This window comes from Pseudomonas entomophila (genome assembly GCF_013523125.1).
GTDB lineage: Bacteria > Pseudomonadota > Gammaproteobacteria > Pseudomonadales > Pseudomonadaceae > Aquipseudomonas > Aquipseudomonas entomophila_B.
The window spans coordinates 1-9,801 of sequence record NZ_JAAMQJ010000067.1; the positions used below are offsets into that span (position 1 = coordinate 1).

11 protein-coding genes are annotated in these 9,801 nt (G+C 62.6%); all 11 read right to left on the reverse strand.

Going from position 1 to position 9,801, the window contains the following annotated elements:
- Window positions 1–218 precede the first annotated feature (218 nt).
- Window positions 219–533, reverse strand: a complete 315-nt coding sequence (locus tag G7007_RS21120; RefSeq protein ID WP_181104952.1) for a hypothetical protein — start codon at window positions 531–533, stop codon at window positions 219–221.
- 7 nt (window positions 534–540) lie between these two features.
- Window positions 541–1,143: a phage baseplate assembly protein V gene (locus G7007_RS21125; RefSeq protein WP_181104954.1), complete on the reverse strand. Its 603-nt coding sequence runs from the start codon at window positions 1,141–1,143 to the stop codon at window positions 541–543.
- Window positions 1,140–1,682: a hypothetical protein gene (locus tag G7007_RS21130; RefSeq protein WP_181104956.1), complete on the reverse strand. Its 543-nt coding sequence runs from the start codon at window positions 1,680–1,682 to the stop codon at window positions 1,140–1,142. Before G7007_RS21130 ends, G7007_RS21125 begins: the two co-directional genes overlap by 4 nt.
- Complete coding sequence (locus G7007_RS21135; protein WP_181104957.1) at window positions 1,657–2,031, reverse strand: head-tail joining protein; 375 nt, start codon at window positions 2,029–2,031, stop codon at window positions 1,657–1,659. Before G7007_RS21135 ends, G7007_RS21130 begins: the two co-directional genes overlap by 26 nt.
- A complete protein-coding gene (locus tag G7007_RS21140; protein ID WP_181104959.1) occupies window positions 2,031–2,345 on the reverse strand; it encodes a hypothetical protein in 315 nt (104 codons plus the stop codon). The genes G7007_RS21135 and G7007_RS21140 overlap by 1 nt, the downstream gene beginning before the upstream one ends.
- A 62-nt stretch (window positions 2,346–2,407) precedes the next feature.
- The gene (locus G7007_RS21145; RefSeq protein WP_181104970.1) at window positions 2,408–4,453 is read right to left on the reverse strand and encodes a ClpP-like prohead protease/major capsid protein fusion protein; all 2,046 of its coding nucleotides are present in this window, start codon (window positions 4,451–4,453) and stop codon (window positions 2,408–2,410) included.
- Complete coding sequence (locus G7007_RS21150; protein ID WP_181104961.1) at window positions 4,386–5,942, reverse strand: phage portal protein; 1,557 nt, start codon at window positions 5,940–5,942, stop codon at window positions 4,386–4,388. Before G7007_RS21150 ends, G7007_RS21145 begins: the two co-directional genes overlap by 68 nt.
- Entirely contained in the window at window positions 5,942–6,148 is a 207-nt protein-coding gene (locus tag G7007_RS21155) for a primosomal replication protein PriB/PriC domain protein (RefSeq protein ID WP_181104963.1), read from the reverse strand. The genes G7007_RS21150 and G7007_RS21155 overlap by 1 nt, the downstream gene beginning before the upstream one ends.
- Window positions 6,139–8,169 (reverse strand): phage terminase large subunit family protein, encoded by a 2,031-nt coding sequence (locus G7007_RS21160; RefSeq protein WP_181104965.1) that lies wholly within the window; start codon window positions 8,167–8,169, stop codon window positions 6,139–6,141. The genes G7007_RS21155 and G7007_RS21160 overlap by 10 nt, the downstream gene beginning before the upstream one ends.
- Window positions 8,132–8,677 (reverse strand): terminase small subunit, encoded by a 546-nt coding sequence (locus G7007_RS21165; protein ID WP_258198650.1) that lies wholly within the window; start codon window positions 8,675–8,677, stop codon window positions 8,132–8,134. The genes G7007_RS21160 and G7007_RS21165 overlap by 38 nt, the downstream gene beginning before the upstream one ends.
- A gap of 208 nt (window positions 8,678–8,885) precedes the next feature.
- Window positions 8,886–9,626 carry a hypothetical protein gene (locus G7007_RS21170; RefSeq protein ID WP_181104966.1) on the reverse strand — a complete coding sequence of 247 codons (741 nt, stop codon included), beginning with the start codon at window positions 9,624–9,626 and terminating at the stop codon, window positions 8,886–8,888.
- Window positions 9,627–9,801: the final 175 nt, after the last annotated feature.

The following is a 9,801-nucleotide window of genomic DNA, read 5'->3' on the forward strand; positions in this document are numbered from 1 at the left end:
ACGCTCACCAGGTGAGCACGCACGGGCAGTTCGCGCATGCTGTCCGGCAGGATCAGCACGCGGGAGGCGAAAACGGTATCGCGGAACGTCACCTGCGCCGGCGCCGGTGCGGCCTCGGTGGTGGTGTCTGGATCTGCTGCAGTGGTCTTTTTCGTGGCCATGTGTGGCTCCAATGAAAAAGCCCGCACGCGGCGGGCCTTGGAAGGGGTTAGGGGAAGTCAGCTGTGCTTGGCGACAGCCTTTTCAACTTCTACAGCCAGCGCAGTGGCCAGGGCCTGGGGCTTAGCCGCGCTTTGGATGTTGAGGTTGATCGTCACATTGCGCGCTGGTCCTTTGGTGTAGCGGCCGCCGCTCAGTGCGCGGCAAAGGCCCTCAGCGATAACCTGCGGCTCGTTATCGCCGGCCAGCAGCCGACGCCAGTAATCGAGCATGCGGTACTGATCAAACTGCCCGGTGATCTGGTGATCGACCATAGTGGCCACCGTCTCGCTGTCGACCCCGTTGATGGGTCCGCGTGTCTTGCTGTCAGCCATGCTTGCCTCAATGCTTGTGGTTGGGGGTGTTGCCGGCGGTATCGATGATCCTTGCACCGCCGAAGATGTCGCCCGTTACGCGTAACGCGCCGTCGACTTGAACGTCGCCCTGCAGGGTGATGCTCGGTGCCTTGACCGTGACCGCGTGGGCCTCGACCGATGCCGTCGCGGTCTTGGCGGTGATGGTGTCGTCGGTGATCACCGCCGTACTGCTGCCGACCTTGATGGTGACCGTGCCGCCGGGCAGCGTGATGGTGTAGCTCTTGGCCTGCCAGTCGTAGACCAGTGAACCGCCATCGTCGAAACGCCACACCTCGACGTGGTCGCGGTTGTCCGGCTGCGGGCCGGCATTGCCGTACAGCCCCGGTACAAAGGTGCCCTGGGCAGGGTCACCGCTCGGGCTGATCAGTGCGCCCTGCTCGCCCAGGCTAGGTGACCGCCAATGGCGGGCCTTGCCGGCGGCCAGCGCATGCCACTTCACCCAGGCGCTGACCCAGTCGGTACCGTCCGACATGCGCAGCTTGCCCGCCACCAGGTCCACAGCGACGACGTACCCCTTGATCACCTGATCAGACAGCATCCGGTCATGCTGCGCGGTCGCGTAGCTCATGCCAGATTTTCCGGTGCTTGATAGTGGCCTTCGTTGCTCGGCCCAGACTGCGGATCGAAGGCGAAGACCAGCGACCTTGGCGGCTCGTCCGGCCACGGCCATTCGCTGTCGCCCAGGTAGACATCCTGCCGCCACTGCACAGACCAGCCGACGCATTTCAGCAGCTCCGGCGTGATCTCCGACGGCATGGCCTGCACGTCATAGGTCTGGTCGACGAAGTCCAGATCCCAATACTGCCCGTCCAGCAACTTGACCAGCTTGCTGGCCAGGATCGCAGCCTGCAGCGGCGCCTGTTCGCGTTCTTCCTCGACCAGAATCAAGGCCTCGAAGGTGGCCACGATGCAGGTGCGGCCGTCGCCGGGGTCCGGCCCAGGGGCCATGCCAGTGATGGCATAGAACAGCGCTGGCAGTTTCATGCCGGCCTCGAGCACCGGATAGGCCGCGATGTTCTGCAGCTGCGGCAGCGCCTGGGTCATGGCCTCGGTCATGGCCGTGTGCAACTGGGTCAGCTCGCTAGGTGATGTCTGCTGTTCGCTCATGCTTCACCGTCAGGATCAGGGTTACCCAGCCGGTACCGTCCGGCTCCGGCCGTACCACGGTGTAGGCCCCGCCACCGTCCTCGGGAGCCAGCTCGATGGTCAGAGCCGCGCCCTTGCCCAGGCCGGCCGCATTGGCTGCCGGCAGACTGAACTGGGGTTCGCGCGCCGCCTCGGCGTTGATGCTCGAGGCCAGGCGCTTGCTGCCCAGCTGGGGGTCGCGGAAGGGATTTTCGAAGATGCCCTGCACCGAACGGCCATCGGCAAGCGTGGCTCGATCGCCGACACGTCGCAGAATGGGTCCGTCCAGGCGCCGGGCCGCGCGCTCTCGAAAGCTCGATGCCGTCGCCATCACTGCACGATCAGCACTTCGGCATAGCCGCCGGCGGAATCGCTCAGCAGCTTGCCGTAGGGCTTGGAGCCTTCCATACCCGGCGCGACCATCGCACCGTCCTTCACGCTGGCCGCGTTGCCGGCCTTGAGGGACGCGTCAGCCGGGACGCTCCAGGCCCCGGCCGTGCGGTAGGTAATGAGCGTGCCCTTGGGGCCGCTTTCCAGCGGCATGACCGCCAGGTCGTTGATGACCTGGGGCACGCCCTTTTCCGACCCGCCGGTCGGTGCCGGCAGGGTGACGGTGTCGCCACTGTTTACATAGTTGGTCGCCATGATTCTCTTTCTCCAGAAACAACAAACCCCGCAGGTGCGGGGTGTTTGGCATCACGCGCGGCTTACTGGCCGGCGGACTTGTTCAAGCCGCGAGCATCGAGCGCGGACACGCCGGCATCGATGCGGACCTTGGAGGCGATACCGTCGCTGGTGAAGCCTTCCTGCTGGTCGAAATACGGCGTCTCGATACCGTCCAGGTAAGCCACCTCGATAGTGTCCGAGCCTTGCTTGGCCGCCATGTAGTAACTGGTGGCCGAATCCACGTCCAGTCGCGGCTCGGCGATGACCTGGGCGAAGTTGCGGATCGGGTTGTCGATGCCGGCATTGGTTTCGGCACCCGGTACCGAGGCCGAGCGGATCAGCTGGTTGGCCTTGTCTTCCAGGACCACCGGGCACAGCAGGAAGGCCGGACGGATGTTCAACGGACGCGGCTTGGCCTCCTTGGCCACCGTGGCCTGCTGCAGCGCCATGGCCGCCTTGGCTGCGCTCATCGCCTCGATCGACAGCTTGGAAGCGGCGCCGGTGAAGAGGTTCTTGCGCGAGGCATCGAACAGCGGTTTGCCGTCCTTCATTTTGCCGTTCTTGATCAACAGGTCGTAGACCAGGTCACCGATCGTGGCCCGAGCCGCCTCACCCATCAGGCGCGGAATCGCGGTCAGCGCATCGAGGTCGTCGTTGATGATCGCCTGACGGTTGATGGTGAACAGCTCGCCGTAGGTGGCCAGCTGGATGGTCTCCCCGGTGTCGCCCAAGGTGATGTTCTTGTAATCGGCACCAGGACGCACCTCACGCAGCGACGAGAACGACCCCAGGCCTACCCGGTTGGCGACCTTGAAGTCGCTCAGACGGCCTTTCTTGGTCCACAGGTGATACGTCTCTTCGGACTTCTCCCAGCCCGCCAGCATCGACTTATGGGCCGCGTCGAGCAGGATGTTGCCGAAGTCACTCGAGTTGTGGGTAAAGGCCAGACCGATCATGTTCATGACGTTGAGCGTCGAGACGCCCACACCGCGCTCGACCAGCGAGGCACGGGCCAGCTCGCGCAAGGTCATGAAGTTGAAGCCGTTGTCGTGCTGCAGCTCGTCCAGGCCGGCCCGTGCGTAGATCGAAGCGCGAACCGAGTCGCCCACCAGGTTGCCGTTGGTGAGGTGGCCATGGTGGCGGACGGTGCCGGTTGGGGTCGTACCTTGGCCGATCACCTCGAGCAGCTTGGCGTTGGCCTGCTCGAGCGTGCAGTTGGTGTCGTTCAGGCAGGTATCGCGCAGCGCTTCATGCCCGGTGAAGGGAGTGAAGGCCGCCTGAATGGCGGTACGGCGAGCACCGTCAGCCGCCAGGACGCGCGCGGTGATCTGCTCGGCGGTTTCGGTGGGGTTGCCAGGCGTCGGTGCTGGCCCGCCTACAGGCGGGGTGACCGAACCGCGCGGGGTGAAGAGTTGCTGTGCAGCTGGGGGCATGTTGGTGTAGTCCTTCAGGCGGTTGGAGTTGATCGTGGCGAAGGCTTCGATCGGGTCAAGCAAGGTGTCGGCAAAGCCCAGGGCGACCGCCTCGGCGCCGGTCATCCAGGTTTCGGCCGTCAGCAGCGCCTCGACCTCTTCGACGCTCTTGCCGGTCTTGGCGACGTACACCGCCACCATGCCGGTCTCGAACTTGTCGAGGGTTTCGGCGTACTTGCGCATGGCCTCGGCGTCGCCGCCCTGGATGCCCCAGGGCTTGTGAACCATCATCATGGCGTTGGCCGGCATGCGGATCTCGTCGCAGGCCATTGCCACCACGCTACCCATGCTCGCGGCCAGGCCGACCACGGTGCCGATCACCCGCGCCTTGTGGCTCTTGAGCAGGTTGTACATGGCCATGCCTTCGAAGACGGCACCGCCGGGCGAGTTGATGTGCAGGTTGATCTGCGACACGTCGCCCACGGCGCGCAGGTCGTTGGCAAACTGCTGCGCCGAGATGCCCCAGTCGCCAATGTCGCCGAACAGATACACCTCGGCCACGCCGCGCGTGGCAGCGGCCTTGATGGTGTACCAGCTGCTGCCGGGGTTACCCGTCGTCGTCCCGGCCGACCCCTGCGGCTCCATCAGCGGCGGGGGCAGGTTCCTTGTTTGCATCTGCATCGGTTTGGTTCTTCCCGTAGATTTGGTGGTAGTAGTCCGAACTCAGAACCAGCTCGGCCGCGCGGTTGGCGGCAATCTCCGCAATCCGCGAGGCCTTGAGTTCGGACGGGTTGCGCTGCCGAGACCGGGCCACCTCGGCCTCGTCGGCAAAGCCTGCCTTGACGAGGATTTCCCAGGCGGTGGCCTCATGCACCGGGTTGATCCAAGGCATGACCGGGCCTTGATAGAAGGCGCCGTAGAGGGTCCGCTGATCCACGTCAGGTGGCACCCGCAGCTGTCCGCTCATGACCGCCATGCGCAGCCAGGCCCGGTACACCGGGCGGCACCAGTAGTCGATGAACTCGTGCTGCAGCAGGTCATAGCCCAGCTGGCCCTCGACCAGCTCCTGCCGCTGCGCCGAGTAGGTGCCGTCGTAGCTGCGGGCCACGCTCGAGTAAGTGCTGCGCGCGCCGGCGGCCACAGCCTTGAGCTGGCCGTTGCGGAAGCCTTCAAGGAAGGGGTTCGGGCGGTTGCTCTCGATTACCCCGACTTCCTCACCGGGCAGCAGGTTGTCCATCACCGTGCCTGGGGCGATTGGAAAGGTGCGTTGCTCCTGCACCTGTCCTTGGCCCGGTGGCACAAAGTCGTCAGGGGTACCCTTCTTGATGTACAGGGCCAGCGCGGCACTGATACGCGCAGCTATGCGCTCACTCTGCTCGTAGTCCTTGATATCGGCCAGGCGGATTACCACGGCATGCAGCAGCGGCTGGCCTCGGTTCTGACCAATGCGCTTGCGGTTGGCGATGTGAATCACCTGATCGGCCGGCACGCGCTTGGTGTTGCTCGCCCATTTCTGGCCAACCATGGCCCCCGGATGGCCATCGAGCAGGTGATAAGCCTTTACCCGCCGCCAGTTGTCGCGCTCGACGCCCTGGACGATGCCAGCGCAGTAGTCGACGTATTCAACCGGCAGGTAATCAGGCTCGAGCAGTTCGATGGCAAAGGGCACACCGTGCAGGTGCGTATAGCCTGGCACCTTGCCCATGAGCATCTGCCCCAGGGCCTCCCCGTCGCGCAACCAAGTGCGGCACACCAACCGCTCCATTTGCGGCCGGGTCAACTCGCCAGAGGTCTCAGGGCGCAGCGACCATTCGGCCCACAGCGACTTGATGGCCGCTGCAAACGCTGTATGCACCGTGCCGTCATAGCGCAGGGGAATCGGCTCGACAGCGATGCCAGGCCCGCCCACTACACGCTCCTCGAGCCGATCGAACAGACCCGTGACCAGGTCGTGGTCCTCGTCCAACTTGCGGCACTGCTCACGCAGGGATTTCAGCGAACCATGCAGCGAGCTGTCAGCGTCTTTTGCCTGCTTCTTGGGCTTATGCGTGCGTGAGGGCTTGGCAGCCTCGAAGGCCAGAATCACGTTGCGGGCACGCATGCGATCGGCGACCACGCGCGGGAAGAACGGCGCCAAGGCGCGGTCGACCATTTCCCCGATCATCAGAACGTCGCCAGGGAATACCCTGGACGCCCCCCGCGCGCTGCAGCAGCGGCGCGGCGCTCCCATTCCAAGCGACCGGCGCGGATCTGCGGCAGCTCGGCCATCGTCACGCGGCGGCCGCCAAACTGCACGTCCTTGCCGCCCTCGAGTAGATCGGCCTCAGCTTGCAGGTAGCGCTCTACCATTTCCTGTGCGGTTACAGCCATCCGCTGTCTCCTGTATCGATCCAGTCGCCAAATGTTGGCGAGGGATCCGGTTGGTGTTGGGGTTGCGCCGGCGGCGCGGCGGGTTCTGGATCAGCGTCTGGCTCTACTTCTTCCAGGGATGCTGTCTGGCCTTCCAGCACAGGAAGGCCAGGAACCAGGCTGGTCAGGAAGTCCAGATCAAGGCCAAAGCGCTCTATGCAGATCCGCAAGGCGGCAAGGGCGTACACAAAGCAGTCCAGGGCCTCGTTGCGCTTCTTACTGGCATCCCAGCGCAGCACGCGACGGCCTTTAACCAAGACCCATTTCTTGGTTTCGCTGGTCAGCTGGTTGAGTTCTTCGGCATCGCAGATCGAGTCGTCTGCAGGGAAGTGGATCGCCCCAGGCACTGGACGATTGCCGTCCGGCTGTAGCTTGAGGCGGTTGTATATGACTTCCTTGGCGTTGTCGGTGCCGACCTCGGTGAGATAGGTCCGCGATTTCTTGTCTTTCCTTTTGGGGAAGTTGGCAATCGGTTTGCCGTAGGTACTTGCCCCGAAGATTGGAATCACCCAGTGCAGGCCATGTTTGCGACTCTGTGCTCTGACGGTCTCCGAATGGTGACCACCCGAGTCCCAGCACCAGCGCATCACGCCCATAACGGTCCCATCGGCACGGGTAAACTGTTTGTGCAACTGCAAGCCGACTTGGCGCAGCAGCTCCTCGCTGGCCGGGTCGCCGGTGAGGATTCGTCGGTGAATCAGCCAAGCCTCTTCACCCGCTCCCCAGCCCCATACACGCAGTTCGTAGCGGTCGTCCTGGGTATCGATACTGCCAGTCAGCACAACGCACCGCGCTGGCACTTGAGCCGCGTAGACTTCACGACGGTTGTACAGCTGTTCCGCGTCGATTTTCTCAGTCAGATCCTCTTCCCAGGCCTCGCCTAGCGTCGTGTTGACGAAGGTTTTCAGCTTGCCCCGGTCCCTGCCAGCCTTGACCCTTTCCCCCGCTATCTTCACCCAGGTGGTAAAGGTCGAATAGATCGTCCAGATGTGGAAGGTCAGGCATCGCGGCGTATCGATCGGGGCATCGTCCTGGTCGAACCACTCCATGCTGTCGCGCGTCCAGATGCCTGTCCTTTCGCAGATGTAGCGGCCAGTCCTGGAAGCCTCGACCATTTCGTGATGATCGAAGGTACAGCCGTTGCCGGACTCGCAGAGATACCAGGCCTTGTCGACCTCGCCGCGCGCGTTCTTGGACCACTTGAGACCGAACGGCTCGTCAGGCCCGCCCCATTTCAGGGTCTGCTCGGTTGCGCAACCAGGGCAGCGGATGTGGAAACGCAACAGGTAGGGCGATTCATTCGCCGCTCGCGTGATCTGGCAGCTACCTGCAAGCTTGGGAGTCGAGCCACGGATAGACTTTGGAAAGGTCGCCCCTTCCAGGCGCTTGTCGCCAAGGAAAGTGGGCGAGCCTTCGCCCTGGACATCAGCGTCAAAGCTCGACAGTTCGTCATAGCCCACCTCGTCCGGACTTTTCTCGCGGTAGTTACCGGCTGCTTTGCCGCCCAACCACCACAGCACCTTGCGGTTCTCGAAGGTCTTTTGATCCTCGGTGTTGTCCTTGTGCTTCTTGCCAAACCACGGGGCCAGAGCCTTGATCACCGGCACGTCGCGAATCATGGTGTCGATGTGTTTTTTCATGATGCCCTTGGCATCATCGTCCGTTGGACTCCACATGCACACGCTGCGCTTCTTGTGCTTGATCTTGTAAGCGATGTTGGCCACCAGCATCTTGGTGTAACCAACACGGGCCGACTTCGGCAGGTTCAACTCTTCAATCAGGTCGTTGCCCATGGCGTTGAGGATCGCCACCTGGAAAGACTCAGTAGTCCACTTACCCTCCCCATAAGACGACTCAGACGACATGTAGAACTGATCATCTGCCCATTCAACAGCTGTCATGGGCGGATCGACTTCAAGGTTCTTCAACCCGCGCCGGACAGCCTCAACCAGTGGTTTCATCCAGGGAGGCGATGTACTCATCCAAAAGCTCCGGTATCCGATCAGCCAGCCCAGCAGCCGCGTTACGCGTAACGGCGATCTCGGTCTGGACAGCCTCAAGGTGACGCACGTTGATATCGGGATGCTTACGCTTGACGTTCTTGTGAACGGTGTTGAGTGTTGAGGCCAGCTGTGCGGCCAGGCTTGCCAGCGCGAAGATCATGAACCCGACCGGGACAAGCTCCTTTTCACCAACCTTGTTTTTCCTGGCCTGAGCGTCCGCTTGCTCTTTGGTAAGTCGCCACCGTTCGTAATCGATCTTCTGCCCAATGAGCGGATCGATCTGATCACCGCCAGGTTGTTGTTTCCCGCTTTGATGCTGCAGGCGGTTATCGAGCACCGACCGGGTGTCGTAGAAGGATTCGCGGCCGATCTTCTGCACCGGCTCAACACCCCATTTATCAAAGGCTTGAACGGTGATCCCGAGGCTTTCGGCCATGCTTTTTTTGTTCAGCCAGTACGGCTTGCGTGCGATCGTTGGAATGGCCATAGACGAAACAACAACCAACCTCTGGAAAAAGGTCATATGTAGTGAAAGAGCGGGGCCCGAATTACCCCCTACCCCCGGTACCCTCGGGAGGACCCGTCGAAAATGGTCAAAAATCGACCAAAATCGACAGAATCGACCCCCTCGCCCTACCCCCTCACCCCTGCAAGCCACGGAATACGTGGCCTCCAGCGTATTGGCCTGAAAACGGTCAGGTTCGAGCGGTCAGGATGGCATCACGCAGGGCGCGGTCGAGCACAGTCGGGCCGTGAGCCTTGGCGATGTTCGAGGCGATCTTGAAGAACGGGAAGATCACGCGGTATGACGGCGCGCTGTCGGTGAACAGGAAGACAGGCTTGGCCGCTTCACCGAATGCGGTGTCCTTGCGCTCCCATATGCCCTGCTCATCATTGACCGTGCCGGTGAAGTAGCGCCTGGCATTGCCCTTACGCTGGCTGCGTTTGCTGCCGGTGGCATTGGCCTGAAAGCCACTTGCCGACTCAGCCGCACCCAGACCCGACAGGATGCGAGTCATGGTGCCGCGCGAAACGTTGCCGTACTGGTTGAGCAGGTCGTTGACCGGTACCGCATACTGCCCGGACTTCATCAGCCCCTTGGCGATCAGCGACTTCTCGAACCGCTTGTGGGGCCGCTGTCCGCCCTGGACGGCCTGCTGCAGGTAGGCATCGGCAGGAATGCCCGAGGTCCAAGCGTCCTTGAAATAGATCCTGGCCGGGCGGTTCTTGGTGGCCGCCTGAACGAACAAGCTGCGCATCGTGGTCGGCGTGGGCCGGTCGATGCGGTGCTTCATCACTTCCAGCATGCCGGCCTTGATCTGCTGAGCCAGCCGGGTCTGGGCAAGGATCTGCGCGAACGGGATCTGCCGCTTCTGGATGTCTGAGATTTCGCGGGCCAGCGGGACGCGGTCGATGTCCAGCTTGAAGTCGATCATGGCTGGCCCCTCTATACGCTAGACAACGCCGATCTGGTCGCGCACCGTCGATGGCGACGTGAAAAGCTGACTGCGCTGCTCAGCCAGCAGGCCATTCAGCTGCACGAACAGCACTTCTCGGACTTCGCCTTTGACGACTTCGAGAGTTCGAGCAGTGGACTCGATCGCTTCGGAC

Bases quoted from the DNA above. Each gene is read 5' to 3' on its own strand.
- G7007_RS21120 (WP_181104952.1), bottom strand. From the start codon at position 533: ATGGCTGACAGCAAGACACGCGGACCCATCAACGGGGTCGACAGCGAG.
- G7007_RS21125 (WP_181104954.1), bottom strand. From the start codon at position 1,143: ATGAGCTACGCGACCGCGCAGCATGACCGGATGCTGTCTGATCAGGTG.
- G7007_RS21130 (WP_181104956.1), bottom strand. From the start codon at position 1,682: ATGAGCGAACAGCAGACATCACCTAGCGAGCTGACCCAGTTGCACACG.
- G7007_RS21135 (WP_181104957.1), bottom strand. From the start codon at position 2,031: ATGGCGACGGCATCGAGCTTTCGAGAGCGCGCGGCCCGGCGCCTGGAC.
- G7007_RS21140 (WP_181104959.1), bottom strand. From the start codon at position 2,345: ATGGCGACCAACTATGTAAACAGTGGCGACACCGTCACCCTGCCGGCA.
- G7007_RS21145 (WP_181104970.1), bottom strand. From the start codon at position 4,453: ATGCAAACAAGGAACCTGCCCCCGCCGCTGATGGAGCCGCAGGGGTCG.
- G7007_RS21150 (WP_181104961.1), bottom strand. From the start codon at position 5,942: ATGATCGGGGAAATGGTCGACCGCGCCTTGGCGCCGTTCTTCCCGCGC.
- G7007_RS21155 (WP_181104963.1), bottom strand. From the start codon at position 6,148: ATGGCTGTAACCGCACAGGAAATGGTAGAGCGCTACCTGCAAGCTGAG.
- G7007_RS21160 (WP_181104965.1), bottom strand. From the start codon at position 8,169: ATGAGTACATCGCCTCCCTGGATGAAACCACTGGTTGAGGCTGTCCGG.
- G7007_RS21165 (WP_258198650.1), bottom strand. From the start codon at position 8,677: ATGGCCATTCCAACGATCGCACGCAAGCCGTACTGGCTGAACAAAAAA.
- G7007_RS21170 (WP_181104966.1), bottom strand. From the start codon at position 9,626: ATGATCGACTTCAAGCTGGACATCGACCGCGTCCCGCTGGCCCGCGAA.